Here is a 21,005-nt window from a genome sequence, read left to right as displayed (position 1 = left end):
TGGTGGCTATGACGGGATTCGAACCTGTGACCCCCGCATTATGAGTGCGATGCTCTAACCAACTGAGCTACATAGCCAACCTTGCTTCCAGTGCCTCGTTGCCTCGTCACTGTGCGGGCCGAATTATGCGTATCTGGCTCTGGGGCGTCAACCCTTTTTTTGTCTGAAAAAACGAATTTGAGTGCGTTTGGCGAGTTATTGGTCGCTATCGCGCAAAAGCCCAACAATCTGGTTTTTTTTACGACATATCCAGCAGATAGGTGTTTGGGCCAGATAAAAAAGAGGCCAGCAAATGCTGGCCTCTCATGGGATTAGACGTTGAACAGGAAGTTCATGATATCGCCATCCTTGACGATGTAATCCTTCCCTTCGGCGCGCATCTTGCCCGCTTCCTTGGCGCCTTGCTCACCCTTGTAGGCGATAAAGTCTTCGAAGGCGATGGTTTGGGCACGAATAAAGCCTTTTTCGAAGTCGGTGTGGATCTTGCCCGCGGCCTGCGGGGCGGTGGCGCCCACCGGAATGGTCCAGGCACGCACTTCCTTCACGCCGGCGGTGAAGTAGGTCTGCAGCTTGAGCAGCTCGTAACCGGAGCGGATCACCCGGTTCAGGCCCGGCTCTTCGATGCCCAGGTCCGCCATGAACTCGGCGCGATCTTCGTCATCCAGCTCGGCGATGTCCGCTTCGATGGCGCAGCAGACCACCACCACGACGGCGTTCTCGGCGGCGGCGATTTCACGCACCTGATCCAGGTAGGGGTTGTTCTCGAAGCCATCTTCCGCCACGTTGGCGATGTACATGGTGGGCTTGAGAGTCAGGAAGTTCAGGTGGCTGACGGCGGCCAGCTCGTCCTTGTCCAGCTTCATGCCGCGGATCATCTGGCCATCTTCCAGTGCCACCTTGATCTTCTCCAGCACTTCCACTTCCAGCTTGGCATCCTTGTCGCCGCCCTTGGCGCGCTTGGACTGGCGGTTGATGGCGCGCTCGCAGGCATCCAGATCGGAGAGGGCCAGCTCTGTGTTGATCACCTCGATGTCGTCAGCCGGGGAGACCTTGCCCGCCACGTGAACGATGTTCTCGTCCTCGAAGCAGCGCACCACGTGACCGATGGCCTCGGTTTCACGGATGTTGGCCAGGAACTGGTTGCCGAGGCCCTCGCCCTTGGAGGCACCGGCCACCAGGCCGGCAATGTCCACGAATTCCATGGTGGTCGGCACAACGCGCTGCGGATTGATGATGGCCGCCAGCTGGTCGAGGCGGGGATCCGGCATCGGTACCACGCCGGTGTTCGGCTCGATGGTGCAGAACGGGAAGTTGGCGGCTTCGATGCCGGCCTTGGTCAGCGCGTTGAACAGGGTGGATTTGCCTACATTGGGCAGGCCCACGATACCGCATTTAAAACCCATGGATTGTTACCTTACGTGATGGATGCTGTGTGAGGGCCGCAGAACCTGTCCATGCTCTTGCTGCGAGGCTGTGATCAAGGCTCATGTGCTGCTCGGAATCCTCACGTATGACTATACGCTCCGGTTCCTGCGCTGCGCTTTACCTTGCTGACAACCTCTCGTTACAGAGCATGAACAGGTTCTTGGGCGACCCCGTCATATTGTGCGAGCCTGACGCGTGTCAGGCATCTCTATTCAGACTTTCTCGGCCTTGAAGCTGTGCAGGCGGTTCATGGCCTTGGTCATGTCCTGCTTGAACAGAATGTCGGTGGCGCGCAGGGATTCGTCCAGCGCGGCGTCGATCAGGCTCTGCTCGCTGCTGGGCGCCTTGGTCAGCACGAAACCGGCGACCAGCTCCTTGGCGCCCGGGTGACCTATCCCCAGCCGCAGCCGGAAGAAATTGTTGTTGTTGCCCATCTTGGCAATGATGTCCTTGAGGCCGTTATGGCCGCCGTGCCCGCCGCCCTGCTTGAATTTGGCGATGCCGGGGGGCAGGTCCAGCTCATCGTGGGCCACCAGCATGGCTTCCGGCTCGATCTGGTAGAAGCGGGCCAGCGCAGCCACCGCTTTGCCGGAGAGGTTCATGTAGGTGTTCGGGATGAGCAGGCGCACATCCTGGCCATCTACCTGGATGCGGGCGGTGTGGCCGAAGAACTTGGGCTCTTCGCGCAGGCTGACATTGTGCCAGCGTGCCAGTTGTTCCACATACCAGGCGCCCGCGTTGTGGCGAGTCTTGGCATATTCCGGGCCGGGATTGCCCAGCCCCACGATCAGTTTGATTTGGCTTGTCACGCTTGATTTCTTCACTCGCTGCTTGCAATGGGCCGACTGCCCAGGGCAATGGGACGCAATATTCTAGCCGCCGACTGGCGATCACTCAACCAAAGCTCGGCCAGTGCCGGGGAAAAGCGGGGAACCGGTGGCCAACGTCAGCAAAACGGGCCCCAGTGCGGGGCCCGTTTTGTGGCTTGCCGGCGGAGGCCGGGTTACTGCGCGGCACGCACCAGGGTGACCGTCTCTTCGTCCAGGGCGGTCAGGGTGGGGCGCGCATCGCGCACGTAGACAACGAAGGAGGCGGCGTCGGTGCCGCAATCCACGCCGCTCGCCTTGCAGTCAAGCTGATGGCCGGTGGCATAGCGGGCGCTCAGCTGATCGCCGCGCTGCTCCACCCGCTCGACCGGGAAGCCGGTCAGCTTGCCATCCTGCCAGGCGAGATCCAGCCGCTCGGCTTGCTGCGCCTGGGCGCGGGCCAGCGCCTGCCAGCCATCGTTGCCGTTGGCGCTGTAGGCATTCATCACCACCCGATAGTGCTGGCTGTCCACCAGATCCTGCCACTGGCCGTCGGCGTTCTGCCACTGCAACTGGGTCAGGGCGCCGCCCTTGCCCGGGGTGGTCTCGGTGAAGGTGTAGCGCAGGTGGCCGCCGTAGGGGAACTTGCCGGCGTGGGCGCTGGCGGGCAGGGTGGCGGTGATGGTCTCGGTCAAGAGGGAACGCACGTCGGCGCCGCTCAGGGTCAGCACCGAGAGCTGGTTCTTGAATGGCAGCAGGGTGAGCGCGGCATCCCCTTCGCGCAGCTCGCCGGCCGGCAGATCGGCGCGCACGCCGCCCACTGCCAGCAGGGCGAAGTGGACCGGACCGCCGGTCAGCGCCTGCACCGCCGGGGTATTGGCCCAGTAGTACTGCCCTTCGGCCACCAGGGGGGCGACGTCGGAGCCGTGGCTGTCGCTGCCATTGTCGCCGGGGCGGCGAGCATTTTGCAGGGCGGCTGGCACGGTGGCGATGACGGGGCCGAACGCCTGCTCCAGAGCGGGCTTGTAGTGGCTGTCGATGATGCCGCGCAGGCGCGGATCCTCATCCACGGTCACCAGGTTGGGCTGAGCGTCGATGAACTTGCCGGCCTGCTTGCTGCGGGTCTCATCCAGTGCCTGCTTGCGGGCGGGATCGGCGAAGAAGTCGCGGCTGGCCAGCAGCTGGTTCTGACCCTGACAGGCGATGACCCTGCCCTGGGCGTCGAAACTGACCCGGGCCAGTCCGATGGCCTGGGCATAGGAGCCGGCCTGTACTACGCAGGTCATGCCGACCCCGTCCGGGTTGGTGACAAGCGCCGCATATTCGCCGGTGTTGCCCCAGCCGATGTTGCGAAAATCGCCGAGCAGGCTGTGGGAGTGGCCACCGACGATGGCGTCGATGCCGTTCACCTTGGCCGCCAGCGCCAGATCCCGCTGGTTGCCGATGTGGGTGAGCGCCACTATGTGGTCGATGCCGTGCTGGCGCAGCAGATCCACCGTGGCCTGGGCCGAGGTGACTTCATTGCCGAACCGCAGCTTGCCGACGTTGGGGGAGATGTTGGCCATGTCCTCCAGCACCAGCCCCATCACGGCGACCAGTTGCTTGCCCTGGGGCAGGTTGTTGATGTCGGTGACCGGGCTCTTCTGGTTGCCGTCGAAGGCGTAGATGACGAACGGCTTGAGGTTGGCGGCGTGGCGCAGATCCGGGTCGTCGCGGGTATCCAGGTTGGCGGCCAGCACCGGGAAGTTGACCCCCTTGATGAAGCGGGCCAGCTTCTGGTTGTCGAGATCGAATTCGTGGTTGCCCAGCGCCATGGCGTCGAGGCCGAACTGGCTCAGCAGCTCGGCGTTGGCCATCCCCTCGTTGAGCTTGAAGTAGCCGCTGCCCTGCCAGGCATCGCCGCCGTGCAGCAGCAGGAGCGGCTGATTCTTGGCCAGCGCGTCGGCCTGGAAGGATTTCGCCATGGTGAGCAGGCGCGGATAGCCGCCGAAGCGGGTGTAGAGGGTGTCGGTTTCCCCCTGCTTGCCAAAGAGAGGCCCCTTCAGCTCGGCGTTGACCGGGTCAAACTGGGAGTGGGTGTCGTTCATATGAGCCAGGGTCAGCACGAAAGGCTGGTTTTCATTGTTGGGCTGACAGGCGAACAGGAAGCTGCAGAAGGCGAGGAGCAGCAGCGGGCGCAAGCGATTCATGGAACAATCCTTAACCTGCGACGGGGCAGGGCAATACCGGGTGTAACTGGGACTAGAAAGACAAAAACCGCCAGCTGGCGGTTTTTGTCACAACAGGGTCTATCAATGCTCAAACATGGCAGAGATGGACTCTTCGTTGCTGATGCGGCGAATGGCTTCGGCCAGCACGGAAGAGAGCGTCAGCTGCTTGACCTTGTCGACCGCCTTCATCTCCGCGGTGAGCGGGATGGAGTCGGTGATGATCAGTTCGTCGATCACGGAGTTCTTGATGTTCTCCACGGCGGAACCGGAGAAGACCGGGTGAGTGGCGTAGGCGAATACACGCTTGGCGCCGCGCTCTTTCAGGGCTTCGGCAGCCTTGCACAGGGTGCCGCCGGTGTCGATCATGTCGTCGACGATGATGCAGTCGCGGCCGGCCACGTCACCGATCAGGTGCATGACCTGGGAGACGTTCGGGCGGGGACGACGCTTGTCGATGATGGCGATGTCGGTATCGTCCAGCAGCTTGGCGATGGCACGGGCACGTACCACGCCGCCGATGTCCGGCGACACGACCACGGGGGATTCGAGGTTCTTGGACTTCATGTCTTCCAGCAGCACCGGGCTGCCGAACACGTTGTCGACCGGGACGTCGAAGAAGCCCTGGATTTGCTCGGCATGCAGGTCAACGGTCAGCACGCGATCCACACCGACGCTGGAGAGGAAGTCGGCGACGACCTTGGCGGTGATGGGAACACGGGCGGAGCGGACGCGGCGGTCCTGACGGGCATAGCCAAAGTAGGGAATTACGGCAGTGATACGGCCAGCTGAAGCACGACGCAGAGCATCCACCATCACGATCAATTCCATCAAATTGTCGTTGGTCGGGGCACAGGTGGATTGAATGATGAAGATATCGCCACCACGTACATTCTCGTTGATCTGTACGCTGATCTCGCCGTCGCTAAAGCGACCTACGGCAGCATTGCCGAGTTTGATAAACAGGCGATCTGCGATCTTCTGGGCTAGTTCCGGCGTTGCGTTACCAGCAAACAGCTTCATGTCAGGCACGGTTTGAAACCTCGGGGTTGCATCCAGTATGTGGGGAGTCTGATTAGACCCTTATCGTTTGGGGGCAAACGATTTATCAAGTTGACGGGTCAGACCACTATAGGCTGCTTTCAGGTCAGGTGCCCACGTTACATGCGGCAAGCCGGTTGAGCGTCGTGCTGGTCGACGCCCCGTCATCCATGATGACCAGTGACCTTCCCGAAGACGACAGGGTAACGATGGGTGCTGCAACCGGCGAGGGGGAGTGTGCACTCCCGGCAAGACTGCTGCGGCAGGTGAATCGATATACCCTGTTCGATGTTCAGGAGATGGCTGGGGTACTAGGATTCGAACCTAGGAATGGCGAGATCAAAACCCGCTGCCTTACCGCTTGGCGATACCCCAATCACTGACTTGTTGCAATGTAGCGAAGAGTGGTGATATGTTCTCGCCCTTGGCGACAAATCCATCCCACTCTCTCGGCACTTTTGCCAACACTTCCCGAGCAGCCACTTCGTCTTCAAACTGAGCAAAGACGCAGGCTCCTGTGCCCGTCATTCTTGACGGCGCGTATTCTAGCAACCAGCCGAGCGCATTGGCAACCTCGGGGTGGCGCTTTTTCACCAGCAATTCGCAATCGTTTTTCCACTCCCCTTCCAGCAGATTGTGCAATGCCATTTTCGGGGTATCTCTGGGCAGGTCCGGATCCTGGAACACGGCGGCGGTCGCCACATGGCAATCGGGCTTGAGCACCAGATACCAGGCGCTCGGCAACTCGACCGGCTGCAGCCGCTCACCGACCCCCTCGGCAAAGGCGGCCTTGCCGCGCACGAACACCGGCACGTCGGCGCCCAGCTGCACGCCGAGCTCGGCCAGCTCGTCTTCGCTCAAGCCGGCCTGCCAGAGGTGGTTGAGGGCCACTAGCGTGGTGGCGGCGTCCGATGAACCACCGCCGATACCGCCACCCATGGGCAGCACCTTCTCCAGCCTGATATGGGCCCCTTGCGGGCTCGGCAGCCTGGCCTGCAGCAGGCGGGCGGCGCGGATGATGAGGTTCTGTTCATCGGGCACGCCGGGAATAGCCGGGCTCAAGGTGAGCCTGTCGCTGGCCGGGATCACCTCGAACTCGAGCCAGTCGCCGTGGTTGAGGAAGATGAACAGGGTCTGCAGCTCGTGGTAGCCGTCCGGGCGACGGCCGTTGACGTGCAAAAAGAGATTCAGTTTGGCCGGAGCCGGCCAGCGCATGGCGCTCATGGGAGAGTCCTTGTCGATGGCCGCGATCAGCGGGCGATGGTCCACTGGTTGATCTGCAGCTTGAGGCGGCTGCCCTGGCCGGTCATGGTGAGCAGGTGCGGCAGGCGGTAGCCATCCTGATCCCGGTAGTCGCCGTAGACGATCTGCCACTGGCCGTCACGCACGCTGGCCAGACTGCGGTCGGGGTTGAGCTCGAACTCGGCCTCGCCCGGTAAGCCCTTGATCCACGCCGGCAGCCCGGCCACCGGAATGTTCCAGCCGGTGAGCTGATAGACGAGCGCCTCGGCATCCTGGCTCTGGTGCGGGTTGCCCTCGTTGTCGATCAGGGTGATCTCGCCCTTGCTGCGGGATAGCTCCAGGATGTGGGTGCCGATCAGGCTGGTGAGGTTGAGGCGATAGTCGTCGCCATCCTGCTGCCAGTTGACCCGGGCGCTGCCCTTCTGCTGGGCGGTGATGATGGCCATCTTGCCAGACAGCTGCCAGTGGGTCAGTTGCTCGAGCCGGGTACGCTCCTGCTGCCAGTTGACCTGATCGCGTTGGGGTTGGGTGGTGGCGCAACCGGCCAGCAACAGCAGGCAGCCAAGGGTGAAAAGACGCAACAACAAGGTCATGCTCCGGAAAAGGTGATTTGGCACAGTATACGGGGGGGCCGTATCGCTTTTAAAGACTTACCCTTTCTCGTACAATTGGCAGCCTTTACTCCCTGCGCACAGATACGATCCACGCCCACTCATGAGTTTGCTTGCCCTCGGAATCAACCACAACACCGCCAGTGTCGCCTTGCGGGAGCGGGTCGCCTTCGGCCCGGACTGCATCGATCGCGCCTTGCGTGAGCTGGTCGCACAACCCGGTGTAAGCGAGGCGGTGATCGTCTCGACCTGCAACCGCACCGAGCTTTACTGCAGCCTGGAGCAGGGGCAGGGCGAGCAGGTGTTGCAGTGGCTGCAGCGGTTTCACGACCTGGATGCGGCCGAGGTGGTCTCAGCCATCTACCGGCATCAGGACGAGGAGGCGGTCCGCCATTTGATGCGGGTGGCCTGCGGGCTCGACTCCCTGGTGCTGGGAGAGCCGCAGATCCTGGGGCAGATCAAGCAATCCTATGCCCATGCCCAGCAGTCCGAGGCGGTGAAGGGGGCGCTGGAGCGTTTGTTCCAGAAATCCTTCTCGGTGGCCAAGCGGGTGCGCACCGATACCGAGATCGGCGCCAGCGCCGTGTCGGTGGCCTTTGCCGCGGTGAGCCTGGGGCGGCGGATCTTCTCCGATCTCTCCCAGACCAAGGTGCTGCTGGTCGGTGCCGGCGAGACCATCGAACTGGTGGCCCGCCACCTGCGCGAGCAGAACGTCACCCAGATGATGGTGGCCAACCGCACCCTGCAGCGGGCCCAGCTGCTGGCCGAAGAGTTCGGCGCCCAGGTGATGACGCTCGAAGAGATCCCGGACTATCTGCACGAGGCGGACATCGTCATCAGCTCCACCGCGAGCCCCCTGCCGATCATCGGCAAGGGCATGGTGGAGCGCGCGCTCAAGGCTCGCCGCTTCAGGCCCATGTTCCTGGTGGACATCGCCGTGCCCCGCGACATCGAGGCGGAGGTGGACGAGCTCTCGGATGCCTATCTCTACACGGTGGACGACCTGCAGGGCATCATCGAGCAGAACCTCGAGACCCGCAAACGGGCCGCCGCCGAGGCTGAGCTCATCGTGCAGGAAGAGCGCGATGACTTCATGGGCTGGTATCGCAGCCTCCACTCGGTGGATCTCATCCGCGATTACCGCCACCAGTCCCAACAGGTGGCCGATGAAGAGCTGCAGCGCGCCCTGCTGGCTCTGCAGCAGGGCGAGCCTGCCGAGCAGGCGCTCAAGGCGCTGGCCCACCGCCTCACCAACAAGTTGATCCACGCACCGACCCAGGCCCTGCGCCAGGCCGCCGCCCAGGGGGATCACCACCAGCTGGCCCAGTTGCGCCAGGTGCTGGGGTTGTCACAAGAGTCATAGTTTGGGGGCGATCACCCGGTCGTCCCGTCCTCCATCGAGAACACAAGATTTATGAACCCGTCACTGATCAGAAAGCTGGAAGGCCTCATCGAGCGCCACGAAGAAGTACAGGCCATGCTCGGCGAGCCGGACGTGGCCGCGGATCAGGATCGCTACCGCGCCCTGACCCGGGAATATGCCCAGCTGGAAGATATCGTTCACGCTTTCCAGCAATTCCGCCAGGCTGAAGAGAACCTGGAGGCCACCCGCCAGATGCTGGAAGAGGAGGATGCCGACCTGCGCGAGATGGCGCAGGAGGAGCTGCCGCTGGCCAAGGCGACCTTCGAGGAGCAGGAGCAGGCGCTGCAGGTGATGCTGCTGCCGCGCGACCCCAAGGATGACAACAACTGCTACCTGGAGATCCGCGCCGGCGCCGGTGGTGACGAGGCGGCGATCTTTGCGGGCGATCTGTTCCGCATGTATTCGCGCTATGCCGAACGCCAGGGCTGGCGGGTCTCCATCGTCAGCTGCAACGACGGCGAGCACGGCGGCTACAAGGAGGTGATCGCCAAGGTGGAGGGCGAGCACGTCTACGGCCGCCTCAAGTTTGAATCCGGTGGTCACCGGGTGCAGCGGGTGCCGGAAACCGAATCCCAGGGCCGGGTGCACACCTCCGCCTGTACCGTCGCCGTGCTGCCGGAAGTGCCGGAAGCCGAGCAGATCGAGATCAACCCCTCGGATCTGAAGATCGACACCTTCCGCGCCTCCGGGGCCGGTGGCCAGCACGTCAACAAGACCGACTCCGCCATCCGCATCACCCACCTGCCCACCGGCCTGGTGGTGGAGTGTCAGGATGAACGCTCCCAGCACAAGAACCGCGCCAAGGCGATGTCGGTACTCTCCGCCCGTCTGCAGGCGGCCGAGGATGAGCGCCACCGCGCCGCCGAGCAAAGCACCCGTCGCAACCTGGTGGGATCGGGGGATCGCTCCGAGCGTATCCGCACCTACAACTACCCGCAGGGGCGCCTCTCCGAGCACCGCATCAACCTCACCCTCTACCGCCTCGGCGAGATCATGGAAGGGGACCTGGACTGCGTCATCAACCCGATGATCCAGGAGTACCAGGCCGACCAGCTCGCCTCCCTGGCCGAGAGCAACTGATGCAGATCCAGCAGGCTCGCGCCCACATCATGGCGACCCTGGCAGGGGGGGAATCCCCCCGCGCCGATGCGGATGAGCTGCTCTGCCATCTGCTGGAGTGCCGGCGCAGCTACCTGATGACCTGGCCGGAGCGCGAGCTAAATGCCGCCCAGCAGGCGACCCTGCTGGGCTGGCTCGAACGCCGTCTCAATGGCGAACCCATCGCCCACCTGATTGGCGAGCGGGAGTTCTGGTCGCTGCCGCTCAAGGTGAGCCCCGCCACACTGATCCCGCGCCCCGACACCGAGGTGCTGGTCGAGCAGGCGCTGGCGCGGCTGCCAGCAGGCCCCTGCGCCGTGCTGGATCTGGGCACCGGCACCGGCGCCATTGCACTGGCGCTCAAGTCGGAGCGACCGGATGCCGATGTATGGGCGGTAGACAGGATGCCGGCAGCGGCCGCCCTGGCCCGTGCCAACAGCGCCGCGCTGGGTCTGCCCATCAAGGTGCGCGACGGCAGCTGGTTTGAGCCTTTGGTCTCTCCCTCGTCAAGCCAGGCGCTGCGCTTTGCGATGATCGTCTCCAACCCGCCCTACATCGACGGGGCGGATCCGCACCTCGACGAGGGGGATGTGCGCTTCGAGCCCCGCTCCGCCCTGGTGGCGGACGAGCAGGGGCTGGCGGATATCCGCATCATCGTGGCGGGCGCGCCGGCTCATCTGCTGCCGGGCGGCTGGCTGTTGCTGGAGCATGGCTGGCAGCAGGGGGAGGCGGTGCGTCAACTCCTGCTGCAACAGGGCTACGTGCAGGTGGAAACCGTGCGCGATTACGGCGATAACGAGCGGGTGACCCTGGGGCGGCTGGCTCAGTGATGATGACGGGCGGGCCGGGCCTGCCTCTGTTCAAGGACACGTTATGTATTTTGCTATCAAACATCTGCACCTGCTGCTGATAGGCCTGGCCGTGCTGATGTTCATGTTGCGCTTCTATTGGCTGCAGACCTGCTCGAGCCGCGCCGCCAGCGCCCGTACCCTCAAGGTGAGCGGCTGGCTCAACGGCCTGGTGGTGCTCTCCGGCGTGCTGCTGTGCATGGTGCTGGATCTCAACCCGCTCAACAACGCCACCCCCTGGCTCAGCGAGAAGCTGACCGCCATCCTGGTGGTGGCCTTTCTGGCCATGATGGCACTGCGCCTGGCCCGCAGTAACGGCATCCGCTGGTTTGCGTTTCTGGGAGCCCTCGGCTGGCTCTTCTTCATCGCCAAGCTGGCCGTCTACAAGCAGGCCAGCCTGTTCGGTTAAGGATGATGACGATGATACGCGTAGACGAATGGACCGATTTCGAAGCCCATGACATCGCCGAGCTGGCGCTGTCGGTGAGCGACGAGATCCATGGCATCAGCGGCCGCGGGACGGCGGAGCTGGCCCGGCTCGACGCCTGGCTGGACGAGGCCATCGAGGAGGGGGATTGCGACCAGGTGCGCCGTCAGCTGCTGCAGGGCTTCTACCAGACCTTAGGGTTTCACGGTGACTGGCAGGACTACTTCTCGGTGGCCAACTGCGATCTGGCCCAGGTCCTGGCCCGCAAGCAGGGCATTCCGGTCAGCCTTGGTATCCTCATCATTCAGCTGGGGCGCAAGCTCGGGCTGGATGTGGAGGGGATCTGCTTCCCCGGCCACTTCCTGGTGAGCTTCGCCGGCAGCGAGGGAGAGGTTTATGTAGACCCCTTCACCGGCGACGAGCTGAGCCTGCACCACATCGAGCTGCTGCTGCGCGGGGCCCTCGGCAACCTGGCCACCCTCAGCTCGGATCACCTGCAACCTGCCGGTCAGTGGGAGATCATCGAGCGGCTGCTCAACGTGAGCAAGGGTGCCCTGCTGCGGGAAGACCGGATGACAGAGGCGCTGCGCTGCAGCGAACTGCTGCTGCGGATGAAGCCCGGTGACCCGCTGGAGACGCGGGATCGCGGCTTCATCTACGAGCAGCTAGACTGCCCGCGCTTCGCCGCTGACGATTTTGAGTACTTTATTGAACAGTGCCCGGACGATCCGGTGGCCGACGTGCTGAAAGCCCAGCTGGCCGCCCTGGATCTGAGCCCCAAGCCCCTCCACTGAGGGGCGAGCAACGGCCTCGCTGCATGCGAGGCCCTGGCCGAATTGAGAGTCCCATGCCGCTGCATGCAAGGCTGGGAGATGCAACAGACGAGTATCGAGGCCATGCTGCCCTGGGCAGTGCGGCCGGATGTGGATTCAAGCCCTGCAAGCCCTTTTACCTAAGGAAGCCTGAGATGGAACAGAAGAATATCAAGGTCAATGGCATCGACGTCGCCAACGACAAACCGTTCGTGTTGTTCGGTGGCATGAACGTGCTGGAATCGCGCGACATGGCGATGGCTGTGTGCGAGAAGTACGTGGAAGTGACCTCCAAACTGGGTATCCCGTTCGTGTTCAAGGCGAGCTGGGACAAGGCCAACCGCTCCTCCATCCACTCCTACCGCGGTCCGGGTCTGGAAGAGGGGATGAAGATCTTCCAGGAGCTGAAAGCGACCTTCGGTATGCCGGTGATCTCCGATCTGCACGAGCCCCATCAGGCCAAACCGGTGGCCGAGGTGGTCGACGTCATCCAGCTGCCCGCCTTCCTGGCGCGCCAGACCGATCTGGTGGAGGCCATGGCCCGCACCGGCAACGTCATCAACATCAAGAAGCCGCAGTTCCTGAGCCCAAGCCAGATGAAGAACATCACCGACAAGTTCGAGGAGTGCGGCAACGACCGTCTGATCCTGTGCGAGCGCGGCGTCAACTTCGGTTATGACAACCTGGTGGTGGACATGCTGGGGCTGGGCGTGATGAAGAAGAGCACCGGCGGCTACCCGGTCATCTTCGACGTGACCCACTCCCTGCAGTGCCGTGACCCCATGGGCGCCGCCTCCGGCGGTCGTCGCGAGCAGGTGGCCGAGCTGGCCCGTGCCGGCATGGCGGTCGGTCTGGCCGGTCTGTTCATCGAATCCCACCCGGATCCCAAGGTGGCCCGTTGCGACGGCCCGAGCGCGTTGCCGCTGGAGAAGCTGGAAGGCTTCCTCAAGCAGATGAAGGCCATCGACGATCTGGTCAAGGGCTTCGAGCCGCTCGATACTTCCATCTGAACCTGGCCCACGCTGGCCCCATAAAAATGCCCCGCACTGCGGGGCATTTTTGTTTTCGCGCTGTTTTTATTTCCTGGGTCAGCATAAATCAATCACGGAATAAATACATCTGGGTTGCCATGGTGTTAATGTTGTTAAATCCGTTGTGTGATTGATGTCTATTAATTGCTTCTTTCAACATGTGAAAGTAGCCCCTGTTGTGATGAGGGAACGGCACGAACCGGGCGAGATAATCCATATTTCGTCACGGCTTGCTGCATGCGTATTTCTGCCATGACACATCTCATTAAACTGACAGGACGTTAAGAATGCAGAAAAAAATAGTCAGCAGCCTGTATTTTCAGGTGTTGTTAGCGATCACCCTCGGAGTCATCCTGGGGCATATATATCCCGACCTCGGAGCGGACATGAAACCGCTTGGAGATGGTTTCGTCAAATTAATCAAAATGATCATCGCCCCGGTTATATTCTGCACCGTGGTGACCGGCATTGCCGGCATGGAGAGCATGAAAGCGGTGGGCAAAACCGGCGCCATCGCGCTGCTCTATTTTGAAGTGGTCAGCACCATCGCCCTCATCATCGGGCTGTGCGTGGTCAACCTGCTGCAACCGGGGGCGGGCATGAACGTCGACCCCGCCACGCTCGACGCCAGCGCCATCTCTGCCTACGCCGAACAGGCTAAGGCACAGGGCATCATCCCCTTCCTGCTGGACGTGATCCCGGGCAGCGTGATCGGCGCCTTCGCCAGCGGCAACATTCTGCAGGTGCTGTTATTTGCGGTGCTGTTCGGCTTCTCTCTGCACCATATCGGCGAGAAGGGAAAGGTGATATTCAATGTCATCGACAGCTTCTCCCAGGTTATTTTCGGGATCATCAACATGATCATGCGGCTGGCGCCGGTGGGGGCATTTGGTGCCATGGCATTTACCATCGGTAAATATGGTATCGGCTCGCTGGTTCAGCTCGGACAATTAATCGCCTGCTTCTACATGACCTGCCTGCTGTTTATTTTCCTGGTGCTGGGCAGTATTGCCAGAGCGAATGGTTTCAGCATCCTGCGTTTTATTTCCTATATCCGGGAAGAGCTGCTGATCGTGCTTGGCACGTCCTCTTCTGAATCTGTATTGCCGCGCATGCTGGTCAAGATGGAGGCGCTCGGTTGCAAGAAGTCGGTGGTGGGGTTGGTGATCCCGACCGGTTACTCCTTCAACCTGGACGGTACCTCCATCTATCTGACCATGGCGGCCATCTTCATCGCCCAGGCCACCAATACCCCGCTCGATCTGTTCCAGCAGATCACCCTGCTGGTGGTGCTGCTCATCTCCTCGAAGGGGGCGGCCGGGGTGACCGGCAGCGGCTTCATCGTGCTGGCAGCCACCATCTCGGCGGTGGGTCACCTGCCGCTGGCCGGGCTGGCGTTGATCCTCGGCATCGATCGCTTCATGTCGGAGGCCCGCGCCCTGACCAACCTCATCGGCAACGGGGTGGCAACCCTGGTGGTGGCCCGTTACTGCGATCAGCTCGACGAGCAGCAGATGCACGAGGCGTTGAGCAACCCGCCGCTGGCGGTCAAGGTGGATCAGCATTGAGCCACCGATACCTGCACCGTGCGCTGCCAGCCTGTCGAGCAAGGGCTGCCAACGGGGGGGGGGGGGGGGGAATTCAAGCCATAAAAAAACGGCCCGTTTGGGCCGTTTTTCATGATACCGGTTGGTGCAGAGCAGCTTACAGGCTCTGGGTGAAGGTGCGGGTCACCACGTCACGCTGCTGTTCCGGGGTCAGTGCGTTGAAGCGCACGGCGTAGCCGGAGACACGGATGGTCAGCTGCGGGTACTTTTCCGGGTTGGCGATGGCGTCTTCCAGGGTCTCGCGACGCAGGACGTTGACGTTCAGGTGCTGGCCACCTTCGACAGCCGGCTCGGCTTGTACCGGCAGTTCACGGTATTCGAACTGGCCCAGGTCGGAGAGGCTGACTTCCTGATCGGCGGCAAAGGCATCGCCCTTGGCGCAGATGCAGCGAGCCTGTTGCTTCTCTTCGTCCAGCAGCCAGAACGAGTTCAGCAGAGCGGCGTTGGCAGACTGGGTGATTTGGATGCCCTTGATCATGGTATGACTCCTCATAGGAAAGCGGATTCAACTGTAAGGACATTACCCTGATGTATTTAAACCACCGGGATGATTTAAAGGGCCCTTGCCTTACACCTTTACTTTGTTGGGTCATATATACCACGATGGTAATATTACGAAAATTGATCTAAATCAAAAAATACGCGATTCGTGCGGATGTGAAGGGATTAAATTATTGAGATTAATCAAAAATAGGTCATTTTTCTGATTATGAAAGATATCCAAATTATGCATCTTTCATTAATTAAATCTAGTAATTTAACTACATCTTTTCATGTTCCAGCTCGCTCGAAGCTGGATTCGCCATACAGTAGGCGAAGGGGATAAGCCAATGATGGGGATACGCCAAAAAGGTGAAGGAGAGGCTTAACCAAGGCAAGAGAGGGCGATGGGGGTCGGCAGGTAAGCGGGAGAGTGGCCCAGCCATCGCCAGACCAGGCCATGGGGAGTCGCGTGGGAGTTCAGTGCCGACCTCTTGCTCACCCGAAGATGGCCAGCAGCGACCGAAAGGTGAGCGCGGTGGCCACGGCTTGGCCGGGAGGAGGAACCCGCAGGGGCATCCTGGTTGCGTCTTGGGGGCTGGCCCCCTATCCTGAGCCCCTTGCTGCATTAATGGGGGCAGAGGGCGCGTGCTGGCCGATTGGCCTGCGTAAAAAGCAAGGTGACCCCAGGCCTGCCGTATTCATCGAGGATGGTGGCGTGCTGCGCTGTGCCCATGTGGGTGGACAGGGTGCAGGCCATCCATCCGGCCCTGTATATCGAGGAGAGAGGTGCACCGACCTGCACGCACGAGCGGCCGGGTCGAAATAAGCGCCTCCACTGACAGAATCAATGAGGAGATTGGGGTGCTGACCTGGACTGATGTGATTGGCTCCGAGAAGGAGCAGGACTATTTCAAGGCAACCCTGGCGACCGTCAGGAGCGAGCGGGAGGCGGGCAAGGTGATCTACCCGCCGGCCACCGACGTGTTCAACGCCTTCAAGCTGACCGAGCTGGATCAGGTCAAGGTGGTGATCCTGGGTCAGGATCCGTATCACGGTCCGAACCAGGCCCATGGCCTCTGCTTCTCCGTTCTGCCCGGCGTGCGCACGCCTCCCTCGCTGGTGAACATCTACAAGGAGATGCAGCGGGATCTGCCGGGTTTTGTCACACCCAATCACGGTTTTCTGGAGTCCTGGGCCACCCAGGGGGTATTGCTGCTCAATACCGTGCTGACGGTGCAGGCGGGCCAGGCCCACTCCCATGCCCATCTGGGTTGGGAGACCTTCACCGACCGGGTCATCGAGCAGATCAACGCCAGCTGTCAGGGGGTGGTCTTCCTGCTGTGGGGCGCCCACGCCCAGAAGAAGGGGCGTTTCATCGACCGGAGCCGCCACCACGTGCTGAGTGCCCCCCACCCGAGCCCGCTCTCGGCCCATCGCGGCTTCATCGGCTGCGGCCATTTCTCCGAGACCAACCGCTTGCTGAGCCAGCAGGGGATGAGCCCCATCAACTGGCACTCGGTCTGCGAATAACGCGGGGGCAGACAGCCGTGATTTGCTCGGTCGGGAGGGTGGGGCAGCATGCGCCACTGGCCGTTTTGTCTGCAGCTGACTTGATTGAGTGCAAAGTTGGCGCGATAAATGGCCGTATACTCGGATCAGAATCGTTTCATTTCAGCGCAAGGAGTGCCCATGTTAGCGAGTCTGCACAAGGATCATCTCAACATCGCCCGGTTGCTGGGTCTGCTCAAGCAGAAGCTGGCGGCCATTCGCAGCGAAGAAAGGGTCAGCTATTTCCTGATCCGCGATGTGGTGGATTACCTGCGGGAGGTATCGGACAAGTATCACCATCCGAAGGAAGACATCATTTATGACTATTACCTCAAGTACCGGGTAGTGGAAGGGGATGTGGCCAACCGGCTGCAACTGGAGCATGCCAAGCTGGTGGAGGCCGGTGCCGAGCTCAGGGAGATGGTGGAGATGATCCTGATGGATGCGGTCATTCCGCTCGATCAGTTCACCGCCAAGCTGGAGCAGTTCGTGGCGCTGCAGGAGGCGCACATGAACTACGAAGAGGGGGTCATCTTCCCCCATCTGCGCGACTCGCTGACCGAGGATGACTGGCGTCACCTCGAGCAGGTCTGGCAGAACCGCGCCATCGGGGATCCCCTGTTCGGGCCCGAGATCAGCCAGCACTTTCAGGAACTGGCCAGACGCCTGTCGCTGCCGATCTCTTCCTGAGGGTCGACACTCCCTTGAAAAACAAGGCCCCGGTTAACCGGGGCCTTGTTTTTACAACTCGATCTCGTCTGAGAGACCTTCGTAGGCGATGTCGATGGATTGCAGCTCCTTCTGCAGGCGGTGCTTGTCTTTCAACGCCTCTATCTCACGCCATTTACGTTTTTTTCCCGTTGTCCCGCGGCTACGTGAACCGAGCTCAACTACATCTTCATAATCGAAGTTGAACATTTCCATGGCTCCCTCCTTGGTTATTCTCGTTTTCACCATCCGTATAACATACCGGCATTGAAAATAAAACGTTTTCGTGACGAACCCATGACAGCGGATCCTGCGCCCATAAAAAAACCGGGTGCCCTTGCGGGAACCCGGTTTTTGTCGGCAGATGGCGCAGCGATCAGAGGCGGCTGGCCAGCATGGTTTCCAGCTTGCCCTGGTCGATGGCAAACATGCGGATGCCTTCGCCCAGCTTCTCGTGAGCCATGGCGTCCTGGTTCAGCTCCCAGCGGAATTCGGCTTCGGTCATCGGGGTCGGTTTGGCCTTGCGCTCGCCGGTGTAGTCCAGCTTGCGAACCACGGCACCTTCCGCCTTGCTCAGCTCTTCCAGCAGCGCCGGGCCAATGGTCAGGCGGTCGCAGCCGGCCAGTTCCAGGATCTCGCCGGTGTTGCGGAAGCTGGCACCCATGACCACGGTCGGGTAGTCGTGCTGCTTGTAGTAGTTGTAGATGGAGGTGACGGAGACCACGCCCGGATCTTCGCTGGCGGTGTAGTCACGGCCGTTCTTGGCCTTGTACCAGTCGAGGATGCGACCCACGAACGGGGAGATCAGGAAGGCGCCGGCTTCGGCACAGGCACGGGCCTGGGCGAAGGAGAACAGCAGGGTCAGGTTGCACTGGATACCCTCTTTCTCCAGTACCTCGGCGGCACGGATCCCCTCCCAGGTGGAGGCCAGCTTGATCAGGATGCGATCGTTGCTGATGCCGGCGTCGTTGTAGAGACGGATCAGTTTGCGGGCCTTGGCGATGCTGGCCTCGGTGTCGAAGGAGAGACGTGCGTCCACTTCGGTGGAGATGCGGCCCGGGACGATCTTCAGCACTTCCAGACCGATGTTGACCGCCAGCTTGTCGCCCGCGTCGATGATTTGCTGTGCCTTGTCCTGGCTCTGGGCCTTGGCCCAGGTGACGGCGTCTTCGATCAGCGCCGCGTACTCGGGGATCTCGGATGCCTTCAACACCAGAGAGGGGTTGGTGGTGGCATCGATGGGCTGGTAGCGCTTGATGGCTTCGATATCGCCGGTGTCGGCGACAACTGTGGTCAGGGCTTTCAGCTGGGTTAATTTATCGGCCATGGCAAATATCATCTCTTTATGAGGGCGCACTCTCTTGGTGAGGACGCAGGCTCGGGGGTGGCGGGCGTGAGACGACAGTTCTGAAATAAAATTACAAAATCCCGGCGACTCAGGCTCAGAAAAGCGCGATGGGCAGGCCCCATCGTCATTGCCTGCCTAATTAATACGGATGTGGCGCATCCTGCAATAGGGGGGGCTGTATGCTTATCAGCCACTCCCTGGCGCAGGCGGGAAGGAGTGGATAAAAGTGTTTGATAAAAAACGACTTTTATCTGTTTTTAGTCGCTGAAATTATCCTTCGTCAAAAACAACTTTTTTGGTTGATTATCTGTTTTGTGCTATCGATCACATAAATTGTGTGGTCAGCTACTTGAAATTTTATTACGTGTAAAACGTTTGGCGAAACCGGGCCGTTTTGGCATCCCCGACGGGTAAACGCTTGCGTAATGGTTTGCCTCCTTTTTCCCGCTTCTACCTCTATGTAGATAATTGCCAAAAGGTTTTCTTATGGGTCTAATTTGTTGGCCGATTGATTGGATTCTCAGTTTTGTTGAAATTTTGCGAGTTAAATGAAGCTTTATTGCGCTAAAACGCTCGTTTTTTGTTTCCGTAGTGATCCCGATCACTATTCTGAACTCCTTCGCTATGCTAGATTCCGCCCCTTTAGTGAACCGCAAATTCAGAAATCGACAGCAAGGGGTCAGCGCAGACTGACCATGGATGTGATAACAACGAGAGAAATATGGACACCTTGATCGCAATGATTAACGACCTGATGTGGGGAGCCGTGCTCATCTACCTGCTCATCGGCGTCGGCATCTTCTTTACCTTCCGTCTGGGTTTTATCCAGGTCCGCCACTTCGGCCACATGTTTTCCGTTTTGCGCAACAGCCGCAAATCAGACAAGGCCGGTATCTCCTCCTTCCAGGCCCTCTGTACCAGCCTTGCCGCCCGCGTCGGCACCGGCAACCTGGCCGGTGTGGCGGTGGCCATCTATCTGGGTGGCCCGGGCGCCATCTTCTGGATGTGGCTGATCGCCTTCATCGGCATGGCGACCGCCTTCGTTGAAAGCACCCTGGCCCAGCTCTACAAGGTCAAGGATGAGGATGGCAACTACCGTGGCGGCCCCGCCTACTACATGGAGAAGGGGCTCGGCATGCGCTGGATGGGGGTGCTGTTCTCGCTCTGCCTGATCCTGGCGTTCGGTCTGGTGTTCAACGCGGTGCAAGCCAACTCCATCAGCCTGGCGATGAACGTGGCCTTCGGCATCCCCGACTGGGTCAGCGGTCTGGCTCTGGTGGTGCTCTCCGGCCTCATTATCTTCGGCGGCATCCGCGGCATCGCCCGCTTCGCCGAGCTGGTGGTGCCCTTCATGGCACTGGCTTACATCCTGATGGCGCTGTTCGTGGTGCTGGTCAACATTCACGAGTTGCCGGGCGTGTTCAGCCTCATCATCAAGTCCGCTCTCGGTCTTGAGCAGGCAGGCTCGGGTGCGCTGGGTTACGCCATCTCCCAGGCGATGATCAACGGCATCAAGCGCGGCCTCTTCTCCAACGAAGCGGGCATGGGCTCCGCCCCCAACGCCGCCGCGACCGCGACGCCCTATCCGCCGCACCCAGCCTCCCAGGGCTATGTGCAGATGCTGGGGGTGTTCCTCGACACCATCGTCATCTGTACCTGTACCGCCGCCATCATCCTGATGTCCGGCCAGTTTGAACCGGGCTCCGGCATCACCGGGGTGGAGCTGACCCAGCGGGCGCTCTCCTCCCAGATCGGTGGCGGTGGCAACATCTTCATCGCGGCGGCCATCTTCTTCTTCGCCTTCACCTCCATAGTGGCGAACTACTCCTACGCCGAGACCAACCTGGTGTTCCTCGAGCACAACCACAAGGGCGGCCTGATGCTGTTCCGCTTGTTCGTGCTGGGAATGGTGATGTTCGGTTCGGTGGGCGAGCTGCCGACCGTGTGGGCCATGGCGGATGTCTCCATGGGACTGATGGCCATCGTCAACCTGGTGGCCATCCTGCTGCTCTCCGGGGTGGCCATCAAGCTAGCCAAGGATTACAACGACCAGCTCAAGCTGGGCAAGCTGCCCACCTTCGATGCCAACAAGTACCCCGAGATCCGCAGCCAGCTGGAAGAGGGTATCTGGGACAATCCGGCGCAAAACAGCAAACAGGCATAAGCCTCGCAGTCGCCGTTGTCTGATAACAAGGGGAGCCATGGGCTCCCCTTTTGTTTGGGCGCCGTTTCATCGCCGTCAGCTGTGGGCATCCCAGCGCCGGCAGATCTGGCGCAGTCGTCGCCGTACCTTGTGCAAGGTGTGTTGACGCTACACTGCCGTCAGCTGTTGGCATCCCA

The 21,005-nt window shown here is 61.0% G+C and carries 19 protein-coding genes and 2 tRNA genes; 10 read left to right on the top strand and 11 right to left on the bottom strand.

Annotation, left to right across the window (positions count from 1 at the left end):
- The 8 genes from G5134_RS18015 to lolB all read right to left on the bottom strand — a co-directional run bounded on the left by G5134_RS18015 (position 1) and on the right by lolB (position 7,314).
- Positions 1–77: transfer RNA gene (locus G5134_RS18015), tRNA-Met, on the bottom strand.
- Positions 78–311: 234 nt separating this feature from the next.
- A complete protein-coding gene (gene ychF / locus G5134_RS18010) occupies positions 312–1,403 on the bottom strand; it encodes a redox-regulated ATPase YchF (RefSeq protein ID WP_005298458.1) in 1,092 nt (363 codons plus the stop codon).
- Positions 1,404–1,637: 234 nt separating this feature from the next.
- Positions 1,638–2,234: an aminoacyl-tRNA hydrolase gene (gene pth, locus G5134_RS18005; RefSeq protein WP_017765021.1), complete on the bottom strand. Its 597-nt coding sequence runs from the start codon at positions 2,232–2,234 to the stop codon at positions 1,638–1,640.
- A 194-nt stretch (positions 2,235–2,428) separates the two neighbouring features.
- Entirely contained in the window at positions 2,429–4,420 is a 1,992-nt protein-coding gene (locus G5134_RS18000; protein WP_065016852.1) for a bifunctional metallophosphatase/5'-nucleotidase, read from the bottom strand.
- 102 nt (positions 4,421–4,522) lie between these two features.
- Positions 4,523–5,470: a ribose-phosphate pyrophosphokinase gene (locus G5134_RS17995; RefSeq protein WP_005298464.1), complete on the bottom strand. Its 948-nt coding sequence runs from the start codon at positions 5,468–5,470 to the stop codon at positions 4,523–4,525.
- A 309-nt stretch (positions 5,471–5,779) separates the two neighbouring features.
- A tRNA-Gln gene (locus G5134_RS17990) sits at positions 5,780–5,854 on the bottom strand.
- Positions 5,834–6,703: a 4-(cytidine 5'-diphospho)-2-C-methyl-D-erythritol kinase gene (gene ispE / locus G5134_RS17985; RefSeq protein WP_026140914.1), complete on the bottom strand. Its 870-nt coding sequence runs from the start codon at positions 6,701–6,703 to the stop codon at positions 5,834–5,836. Before ispE ends, G5134_RS17990 begins: the two co-directional genes overlap by 21 nt.
- A 26-nt stretch (positions 6,704–6,729) precedes the next feature.
- Positions 6,730–7,314, bottom strand: coding sequence for a lipoprotein insertase outer membrane protein LolB (gene lolB, locus G5134_RS17980; RefSeq protein WP_123246801.1), 585 nt, complete (start codon positions 7,312–7,314; stop codon positions 6,730–6,732).
- Positions 7,315–7,435: 121 nt separating this feature from the next.
- On the opposite strand from lolB, the gene hemA reads away from it, so the two are divergent.
- From hemA to G5134_RS17945, 7 genes are all read left to right on the top strand, one after another.
- Positions 7,436–8,695, top strand: coding sequence for a glutamyl-tRNA reductase (gene hemA / locus G5134_RS17975; RefSeq protein ID WP_005298470.1), 1,260 nt, complete (start codon positions 7,436–7,438; stop codon positions 8,693–8,695).
- A 51-nt stretch (positions 8,696–8,746) separates the two neighbouring features.
- Positions 8,747–9,835: a peptide chain release factor 1 gene (gene prfA / locus G5134_RS17970; protein ID WP_010633225.1), complete on the top strand. Its 1,089-nt coding sequence runs from the start codon at positions 8,747–8,749 to the stop codon at positions 9,833–9,835.
- On the top strand, positions 9,835–10,683 hold the full coding sequence (prmC, locus tag G5134_RS17965; protein ID WP_421232106.1) for a peptide chain release factor N(5)-glutamine methyltransferase: 849 nt from the start codon (positions 9,835–9,837) through the stop codon (positions 10,681–10,683). The genes prfA and prmC overlap by 1 nt, the downstream gene beginning before the upstream one ends.
- Positions 10,684–10,726: 43 nt before the next feature.
- Entirely contained in the window at positions 10,727–11,110 is a 384-nt protein-coding gene (locus tag G5134_RS17960) for a SirB2 family protein (RefSeq protein ID WP_065016854.1), read from the top strand.
- Between the two features lie 11 nt (positions 11,111–11,121).
- Positions 11,122–11,922: a SirB1 family protein gene (locus G5134_RS17955; protein ID WP_010633228.1), complete on the top strand. Its 801-nt coding sequence runs from the start codon at positions 11,122–11,124 to the stop codon at positions 11,920–11,922.
- Between the two features lie 173 nt (positions 11,923–12,095).
- The gene (gene kdsA / locus G5134_RS17950) at positions 12,096–12,950 is read left to right on the top strand and encodes a 3-deoxy-8-phosphooctulonate synthase (protein ID WP_005298479.1); all 855 of its coding nucleotides are present in this window, start codon (positions 12,096–12,098) and stop codon (positions 12,948–12,950) included.
- Positions 12,951–13,258: 308 nt separating this feature from the next.
- Positions 13,259–14,539 (top strand): dicarboxylate/amino acid:cation symporter, encoded by a 1,281-nt coding sequence (locus G5134_RS17945; protein ID WP_421232105.1) that lies wholly within the window; start codon positions 13,259–13,261, stop codon positions 14,537–14,539.
- Between the two features lie 136 nt (positions 14,540–14,675).
- Here G5134_RS17945 and grcA read toward each other — a convergent pair whose 3' ends face one another.
- Positions 14,676–15,056, bottom strand: coding sequence for an autonomous glycyl radical cofactor GrcA (grcA, locus tag G5134_RS17940; protein WP_005298483.1), 381 nt, complete (start codon positions 15,054–15,056; stop codon positions 14,676–14,678).
- Between the two features lie 866 nt (positions 15,057–15,922).
- Here grcA and ung point away from each other — a divergent pair.
- Positions 15,923–16,591 (top strand): uracil-DNA glycosylase, encoded by a 669-nt coding sequence (gene ung / locus G5134_RS17935; protein ID WP_017765029.1) that lies wholly within the window; start codon positions 15,923–15,925, stop codon positions 16,589–16,591.
- A gap of 159 nt (positions 16,592–16,750) precedes the next feature.
- Positions 16,751–17,299 (top strand): hemerythrin domain-containing protein, encoded by a 549-nt coding sequence (locus G5134_RS17930; protein ID WP_329273392.1) that lies wholly within the window; start codon positions 16,751–16,753, stop codon positions 17,297–17,299.
- Between the two features lie 51 nt (positions 17,300–17,350).
- On the opposite strand, the gene G5134_RS17925 is transcribed toward G5134_RS17930, so the two are convergent.
- The gene (locus G5134_RS17925) at positions 17,351–17,533 is read right to left on the bottom strand and encodes a DUF3545 family protein (RefSeq protein WP_005298488.1); all 183 of its coding nucleotides are present in this window, start codon (positions 17,531–17,533) and stop codon (positions 17,351–17,353) included.
- Between the two features lie 160 nt (positions 17,534–17,693).
- On the bottom strand, positions 17,694–18,644 hold the full coding sequence (gene tal / locus G5134_RS17920; protein WP_010633233.1) for a transaldolase: 951 nt from the start codon (positions 18,642–18,644) through the stop codon (positions 17,694–17,696).
- A gap of 742 nt (positions 18,645–19,386) precedes the next feature.
- Here tal and G5134_RS17915 point away from each other — a divergent pair.
- Positions 19,387–20,829, top strand: coding sequence for an alanine/glycine:cation symporter family protein (locus G5134_RS17915; RefSeq protein WP_005298492.1), 1,443 nt, complete (start codon positions 19,387–19,389; stop codon positions 20,827–20,829).
- Positions 20,830–21,005: the final 176 nt, after the last annotated feature.

It is taken from the genome of Aeromonas sp. 600276 (assembly GCF_049175815.1).
Lineage (GTDB): Bacteria > Pseudomonadota > Gammaproteobacteria > Enterobacterales > Aeromonadaceae > Aeromonas > Aeromonas dhakensis.
The sequence above is the reverse complement of the archived record's forward strand: the minus strand, read 5'-3'. Positions and strand labels throughout refer to the sequence as shown.